Annotated in this window: 16 protein-coding genes; 6 read left to right on the top strand and 10 right to left on the bottom strand. The window is 56.8% G+C overall.

Annotated features, from left to right (window positions below):
• Positions 1-8: 8 nt before the first annotated feature.
• The 6 genes from M2422_RS15015 to cpxP all read right to left on the bottom strand — a co-directional run bounded on the left by M2422_RS15015 (position 9) and on the right by cpxP (position 6,125).
• A complete protein-coding gene (locus M2422_RS15015; RefSeq protein ID WP_064673066.1) occupies positions 9-1,313 on the bottom strand; it encodes an SLC13 family permease in 1,305 nt (434 codons plus the stop codon).
• 73 nt (positions 1,314-1,386) lie between these two features.
• Positions 1,387-2,130, bottom strand: coding sequence for a CDP-diacylglycerol diphosphatase (locus M2422_RS15010; protein WP_064673065.1), 744 nt, complete (start codon positions 2,128-2,130; stop codon positions 1,387-1,389).
• A gap of 107 nt (positions 2,131-2,237) precedes the next feature.
• A complete protein-coding gene (locus tag M2422_RS15005; protein WP_023309695.1) occupies positions 2,238-3,227 on the bottom strand; it encodes a sulfate ABC transporter substrate-binding protein in 990 nt (329 codons plus the stop codon).
• A 208-nt stretch (positions 3,228-3,435) separates the two neighbouring features.
• Positions 3,436-4,398, bottom strand: coding sequence for a 6-phosphofructokinase (gene pfkA, locus M2422_RS15000; protein ID WP_023309696.1), 963 nt, complete (start codon positions 4,396-4,398; stop codon positions 3,436-3,438).
• 174 nt (positions 4,399-4,572) lie between these two features.
• Positions 4,573-5,466, bottom strand: a complete 894-nt coding sequence (gene fieF / locus M2422_RS14995) for a CDF family cation-efflux transporter FieF (RefSeq protein WP_064673064.1) — start codon at positions 5,464-5,466, stop codon at positions 4,573-4,575.
• Between the two features lie 152 nt (positions 5,467-5,618).
• Positions 5,619-6,125 carry a cell-envelope stress modulator CpxP gene (cpxP, locus tag M2422_RS14990; protein WP_032662714.1) on the bottom strand — a complete coding sequence of 169 codons (507 nt, stop codon included), beginning with the start codon at positions 6,123-6,125 and terminating at the stop codon, positions 5,619-5,621.
• A gap of 150 nt (positions 6,126-6,275) precedes the next feature.
• Between cpxP and cpxR the strand changes: the two genes are divergently transcribed.
• Together cpxR and cpxA are read left to right on the top strand one after the other, a co-directional pair.
• The gene (gene cpxR / locus M2422_RS14985) at positions 6,276-6,974 is read left to right on the top strand and encodes an envelope stress response regulator transcription factor CpxR (protein ID WP_006179159.1); all 699 of its coding nucleotides are present in this window, start codon (positions 6,276-6,278) and stop codon (positions 6,972-6,974) included.
• Positions 6,971-8,344, top strand: a complete 1,374-nt coding sequence (gene cpxA / locus M2422_RS14980) for an envelope stress sensor histidine kinase CpxA (RefSeq protein WP_023309731.1) — start codon at positions 6,971-6,973, stop codon at positions 8,342-8,344. Before cpxR ends, cpxA begins: the two co-directional genes overlap by 4 nt.
• A gap of 53 nt (positions 8,345-8,397) precedes the next feature.
• On the opposite strand, the gene yiiM is transcribed toward cpxA, so the two are convergent.
• Positions 8,398-9,072, bottom strand: coding sequence for a 6-hydroxyaminopurine reductase (yiiM, locus tag M2422_RS14975; protein WP_064673063.1), 675 nt, complete (start codon positions 9,070-9,072; stop codon positions 8,398-8,400).
• Positions 9,073-9,267: 195 nt separating this feature from the next.
• The gene (sodA, locus tag M2422_RS14970) at positions 9,268-9,888 is read right to left on the bottom strand and encodes a superoxide dismutase [Mn] (RefSeq protein ID WP_004203668.1); all 621 of its coding nucleotides are present in this window, start codon (positions 9,886-9,888) and stop codon (positions 9,268-9,270) included.
• 288 nt (positions 9,889-10,176) lie between these two features.
• On the opposite strand from sodA, the gene rhaT reads away from it, so the two are divergent.
• Entirely contained in the window at positions 10,177-11,211 is a 1,035-nt protein-coding gene (gene rhaT, locus M2422_RS14965; protein WP_039264206.1) for an L-rhamnose/proton symporter RhaT, read from the top strand.
• On the opposite strand, the gene rhaR is transcribed toward rhaT, so the two are convergent.
• Complete coding sequence (gene rhaR / locus M2422_RS14960) at positions 11,212-12,060, bottom strand: HTH-type transcriptional activator RhaR (protein WP_064673062.1); 849 nt, start codon at positions 12,058-12,060, stop codon at positions 11,212-11,214. It abuts the gene before it with no gap.
• A 73-nt stretch (positions 12,061-12,133) separates the two neighbouring features.
• The gene (gene rhaS, locus M2422_RS14955; RefSeq protein WP_064673061.1) at positions 12,134-12,970 is read right to left on the bottom strand and encodes an HTH-type transcriptional activator RhaS; all 837 of its coding nucleotides are present in this window, start codon (positions 12,968-12,970) and stop codon (positions 12,134-12,136) included.
• Between the two features lie 301 nt (positions 12,971-13,271).
• On the opposite strand from rhaS, the gene rhaB reads away from it, so the two are divergent.
• From rhaB to rhaD, 3 genes are all read left to right on the top strand, one after another.
• Positions 13,272-14,741 carry a rhamnulokinase gene (gene rhaB / locus M2422_RS14950; protein ID WP_069303430.1) on the top strand — a complete coding sequence of 490 codons (1,470 nt, stop codon included), beginning with the start codon at positions 13,272-13,274 and terminating at the stop codon, positions 14,739-14,741.
• Positions 14,738-15,997, top strand: a complete 1,260-nt coding sequence (rhaA, locus tag M2422_RS14945; RefSeq protein WP_064673058.1) for an L-rhamnose isomerase — start codon at positions 14,738-14,740, stop codon at positions 15,995-15,997. The genes rhaB and rhaA overlap by 4 nt, the downstream gene beginning before the upstream one ends.
• A gap of 116 nt (positions 15,998-16,113) precedes the next feature.
• Complete coding sequence (gene rhaD / locus M2422_RS14940; protein ID WP_047059155.1) at positions 16,114-16,944, top strand: rhamnulose-1-phosphate aldolase; 831 nt, start codon at positions 16,114-16,116, stop codon at positions 16,942-16,944.
• Positions 16,945-16,958: the final 14 nt, after the last annotated feature.

Here is a 16,958-nt window from a genome sequence, read left to right as displayed (position 1 = left end):
GCACCGAACTACACTTTCCCCAGCAAACTAAACCACAGATAATCCAGCGGCAGCAGTACCAGATACGTTGCGATAGCCAGCGCCAGACAGAGCACCATCCCCGCCCTTGCAGGCACCTTCCCGAGCCCCATAGCCACGACAATCGGCGACGCCTGATACGGCAGCAGCGGCGTGGAATAGCCCAGCACCTGAATCATGATCACCGACAGCAGCGGAAAACCGGTCGCGTCCGAAAAACTCTGCGCCAGAGTGGTGTACAGCGCCGGAACGCCGTTGGCGGTCATAATGAAGTTGAGCGCCGTGGTAATACCGGTCAGCGCCAGGAAACTGGTGAACGGCCTGTCTGCATCCAGCGGCATAATGCGAAGCAACGCCTCGCCCACGGCCGTTCCGATACCGGTTTGCGTCACCACGATCGCCAGCCCAAGAATGCCCGCGACGTAAATACAGGTGCGCATGTTCACGCCCGCAGAAAACTCTTCCCCGGTGATAAAGCCAATGCGCGGCAGCATGACGACGATCGACGCCGCCAGCCCCGTCCACGCCGGCCCTACGCCGTGCCAGCTCTCCGTGACCCACATCCCCAGCACCACCGCCAGCAGCCAGGCAAGACGCTTTTCATCCCGCCCCATAGGATCAGACGGCGCCTGTTCCTTCGGCGGTTTTGGGCTGCCGGGAAATAGCCAGCAGATGAGGCCAATCAGAATCAGGCCTTTGAGGATACCGAGCACCGGCGTGTGCAGCAGCAGATACGGGACATAGTTCAGATGGATGCCGTACGAGCCTTCCGCCGCACCGCTCATCACCAGGTTAGGGACGTTTGCAGGCAGGATCGTCGCCGAAAGCTGGAAAGTCCCGAACCCCACCGCCAGCGCCAGCCCGAACCAGGCGCGGGAGCCGTCGGCGATACCGGCGCGTTTTGCCATCGCCGCGACAATCGGCATCAGCAGCGCAATACGTCCCATGTTCGACGGCATCACAAACGCCAGCGCGTAGCTCAGCAGCACCACGCTCGCCACCATCATCACCCAGGAGTCGGTGAGCTTTGCCGACAGCGCCCGGGCGGCCCTGTCCGCCAGTCCGGTTTTACGGATCGCCACGCCGAGCACAAAGCCGCTGAATACCAGCCAGAAAGCAGACGAGGCAAAACCGCCGAAGATGACCTCCGGCGGGGCGATTCTGGCGGTCATCGCCGCCGTGAAGAACAGCAGCGCGGTGATAAATTCCGGCAATAGCGACGTCGCCCACAGCACGATGGTGACGCCAACGATCAGTGAGGGCAGCAGCAGAGGATACGTTAACCAGAGCGACATACCTGTCTCCTGTAGAATTTTTCAGCAAGTCTACGGTGACAGGCAGCCCGAGTAAACGCGATTTATGGTGGGGTTACTTCAGGATAGTGCATTGATGATCCTGCAGTTCCTCCGCGGACGCGCGGTTAAGCGTGAGCAGGTTACGCTCGGTCGCAAGCAAAACAAAAGAGCCATCCGACTGCTGCGCCATTGCCAGCGCGAAACGCCCCATATGGTCGCGCGCTTCCGGCAGCTCTTCCGCCAGCATCATAAACGGGCTGCGCTGGACCAGTTCATTCTCCGTTACGCGACGAGCAAGATATTCATGTCCTTCCAGCCCCCCGGGAAGAGGCAGCCACTGGGTGCTGATTTCTCCCTGTGCCGCGTTGAGCTTCTCGCGCACGTCCGGGCGCAGGCAGGAGATATGAATATGAAAATGGTTCTGCGTGCGGCCAGTCGGCGAGTTAATCGTCAGCGAAATGGCGCTGTCAGGCACCTCGGATCCATGCTTCAGGGTCATAAAGCTGCGCGACTGCCACGCCAGCCAGAAAAAGTTCGGCGTATGAGCTTCGGTCAGCAGCGGGCTCTCGGTGCCGTTGATGCGATATGTCGGCATCAGCAGGTATTGCAGCGGCCCGTTGCGATCTTTAAATACCACATAGCCTGCATCCGTTTTCACCTGCGCACAGGGTGCCGGGTTACGGTTCTGGATCTGATTCGGCACACACTGGTCGAGAACGATATGGCGCAACGCATTCGGATTACCCGCCTTCATCCAGTACACGCCGCCAGCGGCAAGGGCGATGACAATGAGGATCAATAAGATAATTTTTTTCACAACGCGTTCCCTGTTTTCAATAGAGGCAAAAGAGTAACGCAAAATGATGACCAAATAAAAAACCCGGCGGATTTCTCACGCCGGGTCACCGTGTCACAGGCTAATGGTTAGCGCTGGCTAATTTGGTCGAAGGTACCGCCATTGGAGAAGTGCTCTTTCTGCGCTTTCGTCCAGCCGCCGAACACATCGTCAATAGTGAATAGCTTCAGTTTTGGGAACTCCCCTTCGTATTTCTTGGCGACCGCCGCATCGCGTGGACGATAGAAGTTTTTCGCCGCAATTTCCTGGCCTTCTGGCGAGTACAGATACTTCAGGTAGGCTTCCGCCACCGCTTTGGTATCTTTCTTCTCAACCACTTTATCGACCACGGAGACGGTCGGCTCAGCCAGAATCGATTCGCTCGGGGTCACGATCTCAAATTTGTCTTTGCCCAGCTCGTGGGTGGCCAGCAGGGCTTCGTTTTCCCAGGCAATCAGCACGTCGCCAATCCCGCGCTCGACGAAGGTGTTGGTGGCGCCACGCGCACCGGAGTCCAGCACCTCAACGTTTTTATACAGCGCCTTCACGAATTCCTGCGCTTTGGCCTGGTCGCCATTGTTGTGATGCAGTGCATAGCCCCACGCGCCGAGATAGTTCCAGCGAGCGCCGCCGGAGCTTTTCGGGTTCGGGGTAATCACAGAAACGCCCGGTTTGATCAGGTCGTTCCAGTCTTTAATTTGTTTCGGGTTTCCTTTACGCACCAGGAAGACGATGGTCGAGGTGTAGGGCGCGGAGTTATCCGGCAGGCGTTTGATCCAGTTTTTGTCGATGCGGCCGCGCTCGGCGATCGCGTCGACATCGTAGGCCAGCGCCAGGGTCACCACGTCGGCTTCAATACCGTTTATCACGGACGTCGCCTGCTTGCCGGAGCCGCCATGCGACTGACGAACCACCACGTTGTCGCCGGTTTCCTGTTTCCAGTGTGCCGCAAACGCTTTGTTGTATTGCTCGTACAGTTCACGCGTCGGGTCGTATGACACGTTCAGTAACTGGATATCCTTAGCCAGAACGCTGGTCGATGCCAGCAATAATGTTAAACCCACGCCCCATTTATTCATCGCCCAGCTCTCTTGTGTAGTGTTTTGATGAATGCAGCGTGCCAGAAAGCGAATCGAGGATTAAAGAATAAAAAAAGATTGGCTATAACGTAGTGGAATAAAAAAGCGTGCGCGCATAAAAAAGCCGGGTGGCGGCTACGCCTTACCCGGCCTACGAGTCGTGCTTTGTAGGCCCGGTAAGCGCAGCGCCACCGGGCAACAGAACCGATCAGTACAGTTTTTTCGCGCAGTCCAGCCAGTCACCTTTGAACGGACGCTTCATGTTTTCAATCGCGTCGATGATGTCGTGGTGAACCAGTTTTTCGTTCTGAATACCGACGCAGCGGCCGCCGTGACCCTGCAGCAGCAGATCGATAGCGTACGCGCCCATACGGGACGCCAGAATACGGTCGTAAGGGCCTGGGGAACCGCCGCGCTGGATGTGACCCAGCACGGTCGCGCGGGTTTCGCGTTTGGTTTCGGCTTCGATGTACTTCGCCAGCTCGTCAACGTCACAGATGTGCTCGGTGATAGCCACGATCGCGTGTTTTTTACCTTTCGCTATGCCCGCTTTGATTTCAGCCACCAGATCTTCACGGCTAAATTCGACTTCCGGCACGACGATAAATTCACAACCGCCCGCAATGGCTGCCGCCAGCGTCAGGTCGCCACAGTAACGGCCCATCACTTCAACGATAGAGATACGCTGGTGAGAAGAAGAGGTGTCACGCAGACGGTCAATCGCTTCAACAACGGTACCCAGTGCAGTAAAGAAGCCGATAGTGTAGTCAGTACCTTTGATGTCGTTGTCGATGGTGCCCGGCAGACCGATGCACGGGAAGCCCATTTCGGTCAGACGTTTTGCACCCATGTAGGAGCCGTCACCACCGATAACCACCAGGGCGTCCAGGCCGCGTTTCTTCATGTTTTCGATAGCCACTTCACGAACGTGTTCATCACGGAATTCCGGGAAGCGCGCGGAACCGAGGAAAGTACCGCCACGGTTGATCATGTCAGACACGCTGTAACGGTCGAGCTGAACCATACGATCTTCATACAGGCCCAGATAACCGTCATAAACGCCAAAAACTTCCAGGCCTTCCGTCAGCGCTGCACGGACAACACCACGAATTGCCGCGTTCATGCCCGGCGCATCACCGCCGCTTGTCAACACACCGATTTTCTTAATCATGACTACCTCTGAACTTAGGAATGCAAAATTGAAATCTGTTGCCGGAAGAAACTTATCGACCAACGAATACTGCAAATAGTATATCAATCCCTTCCAGCTGAATTGATTCAGGTCAGACCAAACGGCGGTAATTTATACACAAAATGCTGGCCTGGCTCACTTTTTTACAACGAATTACGAAAGCCCAACATGACCGGGTACAACCGAGCAGGGATCCTGGTGAATGATGACGTCTGAACCAGGAAAACGCTGCAAAATCGCCTGCTCGACCTGCTCAGCAACAACGTGAGCCTGAACCAGTGGCAGGTTGTCTTCCATTTCAATATGAATCTGAATAAAGCGGGTCGGCCCTGACTGCCGCGTTCGAAGATCGTGTGCACCTCTGACGCCGGGCCAGGAGGTCACGATAGAAAAAATTTCATTACGTTCTGAGTCCGGGAGGGCGCGGTCAAGCAGTGATTGCACCGCTTCATACCCCATCCGCAGGGCGCTATATAAAATATAGATACCAATCCCTAACGCAAATAACGCATCGGCGCGATGCCAGCCATACCAGGCCAGACCGAGCGCAATAAGAATAGCCCCATTCATCATAACATCAGATTGATAATGAAGCATATCCGCCCGTACAGCCTGACTTTGCGTTTTGCGAACAACCCAGCGCTGGAACGTTACCAGAACAAGTGTGCATATAAGCGCAACGATCGTCACAACTACGCCTACGCCGGGATCGTTCATCGGTGTCGGCGAAACGAGATGCTGAATGCCGGTTAAAAACAGGAACAGCGCAGAGCCGGAAATGAACATACTTTGCGCCAGCGCGGCCAGCGACTCCGCTTTACCGTGCCCAAATGTGTGCTCTTCATCCGCTGGCTGCAGCGAGTAACGCACCACCAGCAGGTTGGTCAACGAGGCGGCAATGTCCATCAGCGAGTCCACGAGCGCCGCCAGAATACTGACCGAGCCGGTATACCACCAGGCAAAGATTTTAATCAGTAACAGGCTGGAGGCCATGACGGTCGCCGCAATGGCGGCCCGGCTTACCAGTCTTCCATAGGATTGATTCATAAACGCTCCTGTCATGTCATGCCGCTAGTATAACGGAAGCATGGGGAGTCTAAGGATGAATAAACGGTTAACAGGGCGGATGCGGGGCAAAAAAAACCCCCACATCATGTGGGGGAAGACAGGGATGGTGTCTATGGCAAGGAAAACAGGGTTTACTGGTTACTACGGGTACTGCTATTGCTACTGAAAAACGTCGTTTCTGAGCTTCGCTGCATCCGTGCAACCTCACGCAGCTGGTCCATTCGCTGCTGATGTCTGGCATTCAAAACCGCTTGCTGCTCGGGCGTTAGCAGATGGAACATCTGGTTGCGGACCTTCGCCATCTCTACCTGGCGGGCAACCTGTTCCTGTGCCATTTTTTCGGCCTGAGCGCGTACAGCGCTTTCGTCAAAATTTTCTGCGGTGACAAGGCGATGCATTGTCTCCATTTCGCTAACATTAACAGGGGGCTGGTCGTGTCGTGCCCTCTGCATCAGATCTCGCATCTGTTGACGCTGATGTTCGGTTAAACTTATGCCGTCAAACATATGGCTTTGGCTGCTGTTCTGCGTTGCGCCCTCTTGTAAGGGACTGTTATCGCTGATGATAGCTTCAGCAGCCTGGCTAAACGCACTGAACGCCAGCGTTGAGGCCATGACGGCAGCGGTAACTTTGCGCATCACTTGCTCCCAAAATCTTTCGTGTCGCGATTCAACGAGAGACAGTCTACGATTCAGGCTGCAAACATGCGTCAGGGGGTGTAAAACAACGTAAAGTCATGGATTAGACAGCCTTGATGTCGTAATTTCTGCCTCGGAGGTATTTAAACAATGAATAAAATCCTGTTAGTTGATGATGACCGAGAGCTCACATCCCTTTTAAAGGAGTTGCTCGACATGGAAGGTTTCAACGTCCTGGTTGCCCATGATGGCGAGCAGGCGCTGAGTCTCCTTGACGACAGCATCGATTTACTTTTGCTCGACGTGATGATGCCGAAGAAAAACGGTATTGATACGTTGAAAGAGCTTCGCCAGACACACCAGACTCCCGTAATCATGCTGACCGCACGCGGCAGCGAACTTGACCGCGTACTCGGCCTTGAGCTGGGCGCGGATGACTATTTACCCAAGCCGTTTAACGACCGTGAACTGGTTGCCCGTATTCGCGCTATCCTGCGTCGTTCCCACTGGAGCGAACAGCAGCAAAATACCGACAACAGCTCACCTACTCTTGAAGTCGACTCCCTGAGCCTCAACCCGGGCCGTCAGGAAGCGAGCTTTGATGGCCAGACGCTGGAACTGACCGGCACGGAGTTCACCCTGCTGTATCTGCTGGCGCAGCACCTCGGCCAGGTGGTATCGCGTGAACATCTAAGCCAGGAAGTGCTGGGCAAACGCCTCACCCCGTTTGACCGCGCCATCGACATGCACATCTCTAACCTGCGCCGTAAGCTGCCGGAGCGTAAAGACGGTCACCCATGGTTTAAAACCCTGCGTGGTCGCGGTTATCTGATGGTTTCCGCTTCATGATAGGAAGCTTAACCGCCCGCATCTTCGCCATCTTCTGGCTGACGCTGGCACTGGTTTTAATGCTCGTTTTGATGTTGCCAAAACTCGACTCACGCCAGATGACGGAGCTTCTCGACAGCGAGCAACGTCAGGGCGTGATGATCGAGCAGCACGTGGAAGCCGAGCTGGCAAACGATCCGCCAAACGATTTAATGTGGTGGCGCAGGCTGTTTCGCGCTATCGACAAGTGGGCGCCGCCCGGACAACGCCTGCTGCTGGTGACCAGCGAAGGCCGCGTGATTGGGGCCGATCGCAATGAAATGCAGATCATCCGCAACTTCATTGGCCAGGCGGATAATGCCGATCATCCCCAGAAGAAGAAATATGGCCGCGTAGAGATGGTAGGGCCTTTCTCCGTCAGGGACGGAGAGGATAATTATCAGCTCTACCTGATCCGTCCGGCGAGCAACTCCCAGTCTGATTTTATCAACCTGCTGTTTGACCGCCCTCTCCTGCTGCTGATTGTCACCATGCTGGTCAGCTCACCGCTGCTGTTATGGCTGGCGTGGAGCCTGGCAAAACCGGCGCGTAAGCTGAAGAATGCCGCCGATGAGGTGGCGCAGGGTAACCTGCGACAACACCCTGAACTGGAAGCAGGTCCGCAGGAGTTCCTTGCCGCCGGAACCAGTTTTAACCAGATGGTGAGCGCCCTCGATCGTATGATGACCGCACAGCAACGTCTGCTGTCGGATATCTCGCACGAGCTGCGTACCCCGCTTACGCGCTTGCAGCTTGGCACCGCGCTGCTGCGCCGCCGCAGCGGTGAGAGCAAAGAGCTGGAGCGTATTGAAACGGAAGCGCACCGCCTGGACAGCATGATCAACGACCTGCTGGTCATGTCGCGCAATCAGCAGAAAAACGCGCTGGTCAGCGAAACGGTGAAAGCGAATCACCTCTGGCACGAGGTGCTGGACAACGCGGCGTTCGAAGCGGAACAGATGGGTAAATCCTTTACCGTCAACTTCCCGCCGGGCCCGTGGCCGCTGTACGGTAACCCCAACACGCTGGAAAGCGCGCTGGAGAACATCGTGCGGAACGCTCTTCGCTACTCGCATACGAAGATTGAGGTGGCGTTCTCGGTGGATAAAGACGGGATCACCGTCATTGTCGATGATGACGGCCCAGGCGTGAGCCCGGAAGACCGCGAGCAGATTTTCCGTCCGTTCTATCGTACCGATGAGGCGCGCGACCGGGAATCGGGCGGCACGGGACTGGGTCTGGCGATTGTTGAAACCGCCATGCAGCAGCACCGCGGCTGGGTGAAAGCCGACGATAGCCCGCTGGGTGGGCTACGGTTAACGCTTTGGCTACCGTTGTATAAGCGTTCGTAGCTGTTAGTGCCGGGTGGCGGCTTCGCCTTACCCGGCCTACTTTCTGCGGAGGACTATTTCCCCCACAATCTCCGCGAATTATCCTCGATCTTGCTGCTTAAACGCCGCTTCTGCATCGTTCTTGTCCAGCTGATGGATAATCCCGCCGCCGACAGCAGGCGGTGATACTGTTCGTCGTCAAACGGCATATGCCAGGCAATGGCGCAGGCGTCATAAACAGACACATCGCTCAGGCGCGACGCCAGCTCAAGCGGCGCGTCCGCTGAAACCTGCCCAGCCAGCACCACGCGATACAGCCAGCCGGTTTTACCCGCTTTTTGCAGCTGGGCCGACATATCCTGAATACCGAAGTGGTAGTTGAGCTTGAAGCACGGCGAGCGTGGCTGCGTCACCTGAATCAGGGCATCGCCCCAGCGGTAGATATCACCGATAAACACGTTCTTTTCGGTGAGCCCTTCGGTGGAGAGATTCTCGCCAAACGCGGGAGCAACAAAGAGGTCCGTCTGCTCGGGAAACTCGGTTTTCCAGTGCTGATAGTGTTCACGCGGGTAGTGGCACAGCGCGCGATCGGGCCCGCCGTGGATTTTCTTTTCGGCCTGCTCGTCACCCGCAAGCCCGAGGTCGGTTAACGTCAACTCACCGTCGACCTGAATTTTGGCGATGGCACTCGGGCGGCTGCCGTCGTACTCCCTTACCTTGCCTGTAAACACGTTCACCGGGTAATGCATTGCTGCTCCTTTATATGCCCTAAATAATTCGAGTTGCAGGAAGGCGGCAAGAGAGTGAATCCCCAGGAGCTTACTCAAGTAAGTGACTGGGGTGAGCGAACGCAGCCAACGCACCTGCAACTTGAAGTATGACGGGTATACAGATACAAAAAAAGCGAGTCATAAGACTCGCTTCTCACAGGCGTCAATGCAACCTTATTTTTTAGCGGCGAAACGCGCTGCTGCTTCGTCCCAGTTCACCACGTCCCAGAAGGCTTTGATGTAGTCCGGACGACGGTTCTGGAATTTCAGGTAGTAAGCGTGTTCCCACACGTCCAGACCCAGGATTGGGAAGCCGGATGCGCCAGAAATCGCTTCACCCATCAGCGGGGAGTCCTGGTTAGCAGTAGAAACCACCGCCAGCTTGTCGCCTTTCAGAACCAGCCACGCCCAGCCAGAGCCGAAACGGGTTGCAGCGGCTTTTTCGAATTCCGCTTTGAAGTTGTCAACGGAGCCGAAGTCGCGCTCGATAGCCGCTTTCAGGTCGCCCTGCAGGGTGGTACCGGTCTTCAGGCCTTTCCAGAACAGGCTGTGGTTAGCGTGGCCGCCAGCGTTGTTACGCAGAACGGTTTTCTTGTCCGCTGGCAGCTGGTCCAGTTTGGTGATCAGCTCTTCAGCAGACAGGTTAGCGAACTCTGGCAGGCTTTCCAGCGCGGCGTTCGCGTTGTTCACATAGGTCTGGTGGTGTTTAGTGTGATGGATTTCCATCGTCTGCTTGTCGAAATGCGGTTCCAGTGCGTCGTAGGCATACGGCAGGGATGGCAGTGTATAACTCATAATCCTCTCCATTATTGTCGGGCGGCACAGCTGTTAATGCCGCGTAAGCAGTTGGTTCATTATAGTTAATTAAATGATATTGAAAATGATTATCAATGCCGTAGTTTTTATAAGGTTATTCGTTTTTCGATTAATCGCGAAATTGTGAGTCTGCTCACGCGGTTAACGTGCTGATTGCCATCCAGAACACATCTGCGGCAACCTTCTGAAGGTCCCCAAACCGCCTAATTTTTACACTCCTCAAGTCGGTGGGAAGCCACTGACGATAAAAACGATGAGGGTGTAAAAATGAATCATGCGATTACGATGGGTATCTTCTGGCATTTGATAGGCGCTGCCAGTGCAGCCTGTTTCTATGCTCCGTTTAAAAAAGTGAGAGGCTGGTCATGGGAAACCATGTGGTCCGTTGGCGGTATCGTGTCCTGGCTGATTTTGCCCTGGACCATTAGCGCCATGCTGCTGCCCGATTTCTGGGGCTACTTCTCCTCCTTCAGCGCCGCCACCCTGCTGCCGGTGTTCCTGTTCGGCGCGATGTGGGGCGTCGGCAACATCAACTATGGCCTCACCATGCGTTATCTTGGCATGTCGATGGGGATTGGTATCGCGATTGGCATCACGCTGATCGTCGGTACCCTGATGACGCCAATTCTCAACGGCAACTTCGACGTGCTTATTAATACTCAGGGTGGGCGGATGACGCTCCTGGGCGTGCTGGTGGCGGTCATTGGCGTAGGAATTGTGACGCGCGCGGGGCAGTTGAAAGAGCGCAAGATGGGCATTAAAGCTGAAGATTTTAACCTGAAGAAAGGTCTGCTGCTGGCGGTGATGTGCGGCATTTTCTCGGCCGGCATGTCGTTCGCCATGAACGCCGCCAAACCGATGCACGAAGCGGCTGCCGCGCTGGGCGTCGATCCGCTGTACGTTGCGCTACCAAGCTATGTCGTGATTATGGGTGGCGGCGCGATGGTTAACCTGGGCTTCTGCTTCATTCGTCTGGCAAAAGTAAAAAACCTGTCGGTAAAAACCGATTTCTCGCTGGCAACATCGCTCATCATCACCAACGTGCTCCTCTCGGCTCTGGGCGGCCTGATGTGGTATTTGCAGTTCTTCTTCTACGCCTGGGGCCACGCCAGCATTCCGGCGCAATACGACTATATAAGCTGGATGCTGCACATGAGTTTCTACGTACTTTGCGGCGGGCTGGTTGGGCTGGTGCTGAAAGAGTGGACGAACGCCGGACGTCGTCCGGTTGGCGTACTGAGCCTCGGCTGCGTGGTGATTATTATCGCTGCCAATATCGTCGGCCTCGGCATGGCAAACTGATTACGCCCCCTTTCGACTGCGATGACGCCACTGTACCGGCGTCATCCCCACCTCGCGGTTAAACACCACTGAAAAGTAGTTACTGTCCTCAAAGCCGCAGCGCATCGCCACATCACTGACCATCCACTCCGTATGCTGGAGGAGATATTGTGCATGGCAGATGCGCAGCTGGCGCAGGTAGTGGTTCACCGTCATCCCGGTCAGGGTGCGGAAATGCTGGCGCAACGCGCGCTCGCTGCACTGTTCCTGCTCGCAGAATTTATCCAGTACAAAGTTTTTATTCAGGCTGCCCGCAAGCCGGGTGATGAGCTTATCCAGCAGCGCTTCCTGCGTTGTGGCGGAGGGGTTATCAGTGGCGTAACGATGGCGCTTCAACGTCATCACCAGCTGGGCGAAAAGCAACTCCGCCAGCTGGTTAGCAACGGGGTCGTTCTTCTGGCTCTCCTGCTCCAGTTGAGAAATAACCTGCCGTACCTGAGCCATGCCGCTACTGCTTAAGCGCCAGTGCGGAGAACCCTTAGCATCAAGAAAGCCCGGAATGCTCGCGGCCCAGTCCACGTTAAGCTTGAGCCTGTCCGGACAGTAAATAACGTTCTGCAGCACCAGGTCGTTAACCGAGGCGTAGGAGTGTTTATCATCCGCGCGAATGTAGAACAGGTCTCCGCGCGTGATGCGGTAGGGACGGTCGTTGAGGATGTGCAGGCCGTTACCGCGCCAAACCAGCACCAGCTCGCAAAACTCGTGGGTATGTTCGGCAAAGACGTCCTGCGGGTAGCGATCGGCCACCGTGACGGCCTGACTCGCGGAGGCAAAAAAATCATCTTTGCGAAGAATTAACTGAGCAGCCACACCACGACCTCTACGCCGAATAACCTGACACTATTAGCTTTTTTGCGGAAATAAAACGGTGACTGCCCTCGCGTTACTGAAGCATCGCGTCTTTTCCCTGGCGAATATCGCGCGGAGACCAGTTAAATTCCCGGCGAAACAGCGTTGAAAAGTGATTGCTGTCGCCAAAACCGCAGCAATAGGCAATATCCGTGACGCTATCGTCGGTATGACGTAAAAGATGACGCGCTTTGATCAGGCGCAGACGGTTAAGGTAGCGTTGCGGCGTCAGCCCGGTGTGCTGTTTAAGCTGGCGATGCAGGGTCCGCAACGACAGGGAAAAATCATCCGCAAGCGTTTCCCAGCAGACATCCTCGGCAAAATGATCTTCCAGCCAGGCCATCAGATAGTTCAGGCGCGCGTTGTTATCTTCCAGCCCTTCCACCAGGCTGCTGCGGCGCAGCAGCACCAGAAGCTGCATAAACAGCAGTTCGCGCGTGGCAATGGCGTGCGTCTCCTGCCCGTCCTCGCTTCTCTCCATCTGGCTCACCAGCTGACGCACCTGCTGCAGGATGGACTGATTCACCCGCCAGTGCGACGGATAGTGTCCGTCTTGCTCCTGGGGCAACAGCTGGCTCAGCCCCGAAAGAAACTGGAACGCGTCCGGGGAACGGTAAAGCACATTCGTCAGACACAGGTTGTCGGTATGTTCATACAGGTGCCGGTCGTGGTCGCGCACGAAGCACACCGTACCGCCGCTGATGGTATAGGGCTGGCCATTGAAAACATGAATACCCGTCCCGCGCTCAACAATCACAATTTCGTGAAAATCATGATGATGCTCCGGGAACGCAGCCTGAGGAAGCCGTGGCTCAATCGCGACAGGCGAACCTCCTGAAGGAAAAAAATCCACGCAGTGCAGTATGGTCATAACGGCCCCCACCAATGAAAAATGTTCTCAAAATAGTAATTAAGGCCTCCCACACTCACCTTCAATTTTTGGCAGTAAACCTCGCAAAAGCTGTCCATTTTTCAAGAAACAGGGGGAAAGATCGGGAAATGCGCCCAGCGTCACACTGCCTGAGCATCCCGCCACTGCTCGAAACTGTGAACGCCCTCACATTCACCTTTGCTTTCTTGCCAGCGCGAGATTTGGCCTGTCAGTGGTGAGAAGGTGACTTTTTCTTCCCTTTTTTACACTCACCGCTAATGACTTAAGAAAGGACCCGACCATGACTTTTCGCCATTGTGTGGCTGTCGATTTAGGCGCATCCAGCGGCCGCGTAATGCTCGCGAGCTGGGACCGTGAGCAGCACGCGCTTTCGCTTCGCGAAATGCACCGTTTCGCCAACTGCCTGCAAAAGCAGGACGGTTTTGATACCTGGGATATCGATGCCCTGGAGGCGGAGATCCGTACCGGACTGAACAACGTCTGCAACGACGGCATTCGCATCGACAGCATCGGCATTGATACCTGGGGCGTAGACTTCGTTCTGCTTGATAGCCATGGCGAGCGCGTCGGCTTGCCGGTTTCTTATCGCGACAGCCGCACCGACGGCCTGATGGCGAACGCTATCGCCCAGCTTGGCAAGGACAACATCTACGGGCGCAGCGGCATTCAGTTTCTGCCGTTTAACACGCTTTATCAGCTGCGTGCTTTGGTCGAGCAACAGCCGGAGCTGGTCGCGGATGTGGCCCATGCGCTGCTGATCCCGGACTACCTGAGCTATCGCCTGACCGGCAACATGAACTGGGAATATACCAACGCCACCACCACGCAGCTGGTCAACATCAACTCGGATAGCTGGGACGAACATCTGCTGGCCTGGACGGGGGCCTCGCCTTCCTGGTTCGGCACGCCAACCCACCCGGGTAACGTGATCGGTCACTGGATTTGCCCCCAGGGGAACGCAATCCCTGTCGTTGCCGTCGCCAGCCACGATACCGCCAGCGCGGTAATAGCGTCCCCACTTGCAAGCAAAGACGCGGCTTACCTCTCGTCCGGCACCTGGTCGCTGATGGGCTTTGAGAGCAAAACCCCGTACGCCAGCGATGCCGCGATGGCGGCAAATATTACCAACGAAGGCGGTGCCGAAGGCCGCTACCGCGTACTGAAAAACATCATGGGGCTGTGGCTGCTCCAGCGGGTGCTGAAAGAGCAAAACATTACCGACCTGCCCGCGCTTATCGCCGAAACCGAGAAGCTGAAGGCCTGTACGTTCCTGATCAACCCGAACGATGACCGCTTTATCAACCCGGCGCACATGAGCGCCGAAATTCAGGCCGCCTGCGTCGAGGGCGGGCAGCCGGTGCCGTCGAGCCCTTCAGAACTGGCGCGCTGCATTTTTGACAGCCTCGCCCTGCTGTATGCCGACATCCTCAGCGAGCTGGCGAGCCTTCGCGGAAAACCGTTCAGCCAGCTGCATATCGTGGGCGGCGGCTGCCAGAACCAGCTGCTGAACCAGCTCTGCGCCGATGCCTGCGGCATCACCGTGGTGGCGGGTCCCGTGGAGGCCTCCACGCTCGGGAATATCGGCATTCAGCTGATGACCCTGGACGAACTTTCCAGCGTTGATGACTTCCGTTCTGTGGTGGCGGCTAACGCCAGCCTGACCACCTTCACCCCCAATCCCTGCCGTGAAATTGCTCGCTTTCGGGCGCAGTTTCAGCAAAACCGACTGACTAAGGAGCTTTGCGCATGACAACTCAATTAGAACAAGCCTGGGGCCTGGCTAAACAGCGTTTCGCCGCCGTCGGCGTGGATGTCGAAGAGGCGCTGCGCCAGCTCGACCGTCTGCCCGTCTCCATGCACTGCTGGCAGGGCGATGACGTCGCCGGTTTCGAGAACCCAGGCGGTTCCCTGACGGGTGGTATTCAGGCCACCGGTAACTACCCCGGCAAAGCGCGTAACGCGACCGAACTGCGCGCCGACCTGGAGCTGGCGCTGAGCCTGATCCCGGGGCCAAAACGCCTGAACCTGCATGCGATTTACCTCGAATCCGACGAGCCGGTGGCGCGCAACGAAATCAAACCGGAACACTTTAAGAACTGGGTGGAGTGGGCGAAAGCCAACCGGCTGGGCCTGGACTTTAATCCGTCCTGCTTCTCACATCCGCTGAGCGCGGACGGTTTTACCCTCGCCCACGCGGACGGCGACATCCGCCAGTTCTGGATCGACCACGTGAAGGCCAGCCGCCGCGTTTCGGCCTATTTCGGCGAACAGCTCGGCACGCCGTCGGTGATGAACATCTGGATCCCGGACGGCATGAAGGACATCACCGTCGACCGTCTGGCCCCGCGCCAGCGCCTGCTGGCCGCGCTGGATGAGGCCATCAGCGAGAAGCTGGACCCGGCGCACCACATCGACGCCGTAGAGAGCAAGCTGTTCGGCATTGGCGCCGAGAGCTACACCGTAGGCTCAAACGAGTTCTACATGGGTTACGCCACCAGCCGCCAGACCGCGCTGTGTCTGGATGCCGGCCACTTCCACCCAACCGAGGTGATCTCCGACAAAATCTCCGCCGCCATGCTCTACGTGCCGCGCCTGCTGCTGCACGTCAGCCGTCCGGTGCGCTGGGACAGCGATCACGTGGTGCTGCTGGATGACGAAACCCAGGCGATTGCCAGCGAAATCATCCGTCACGACCTTTTTGACCGCGTACACATCGGCCTCGACTTCTTCGATGCTTCCATCAACCGCATCGCAGCGTGGGTTATCGGCACCCGCAACATGAAGAAAGCCCTGCTGCGCGCGCTGCTGGAGCCTGTCGCCGCGCTGAAACAGCTGGAGGCTAACGGCGACTACACCGCGCGTCTGGCGCTGCTGGAAGAGCAGAAATCCCTGCCGTGGCAGGCGGTGTGGGAGATGTACTGCCAGCGTAACGACGCCCCGGCGGGCAGCCAGTGGCTGGACAACGTACGGGCATACGAGAAAGACGTGTTGAGTCAGCGCGGGTAATTTTGCCCTCACCCTAACCCTCTCCCACAGGGAGAGGGAACTTTTACCCCCTCTCCCTGTGGGAGAGGGCCGGGGTGAGGGTTCAACCTCACCGCGATAACTGGAAAATGAAGACTATGCAGACCATCACCACTTCCTGGTTCGTCCAGGGCATGATCAAAGCCACCTCCGACGCCTGGCTGAAAGGCTGGGACGAGCGCAACGGCGGCAACCTGACGCTGCGCCTGGACGACGCGGATATTGAACCGTTCGCGGCCGATTTCCACCAGAAGCCGCGCTATATCGCGCTGAGCCAGCCGATGCCGCTGCTCGCCAACACGCCGTTTATCGTCACCGGTTCCGGCAAGTTCTTCCGTAACGTCCAGCTCGACCCGGAGGCCAACCTCGGCGTGGTGAAAGTGGACAGCGACGGCGCGGGCTACCACATTCTGTGGGGTCTGACCGACGAGGCGGTACCCACCTCCGAACTGCCGGCGCACTTCCTCTCCCACTGCGAGCGCATCAGGGCGACGAACGGCAAAGACCGCGTGATCATGCACTGCCACGCCACCAACCTGATCGCCCTGACCTACGTGCTGGAAAACAGCGCCGACTTCATCACCCGTAAGCTGTGGGAAGGCAGTACCGAGTGTCTGGTGGTGTTCCCGGACGGCGTGGGCATTCTGCCGTGGATGGTGCCGGGTACCGACGAAATCGGCCAGGCAACCGCCGTTGATATGCAAAAACATGCTCTGGTGCTGTGGCCGTTCCACGGCGTGTTCGGCAGCGGCCCAACGCTGGATGAAACCTTTGGCCTGATCGACACCGCCGAGAAATCAGCGGAAGTGCTGGTGAAGGTGTACTCCATGGGCGGCATGAAGCAGACCATTTCCCGGGAAGAACTCATCGCCCTCGGCAAGCGCTTTGGCGTGAGCCCGCTGCAATCCGCGCTGGATTTGTACGCATAACGCCTTCGCAGGAC

The organism is Enterobacter sp. SLBN-59, assembly GCF_024807915.1.
GTDB classification, from domain to species: Bacteria; Pseudomonadota; Gammaproteobacteria; order Enterobacterales; family Enterobacteriaceae; genus Enterobacter; species Enterobacter asburiae_B.
This window is presented reverse-complemented; position numbering and strand designations above follow the sequence as displayed.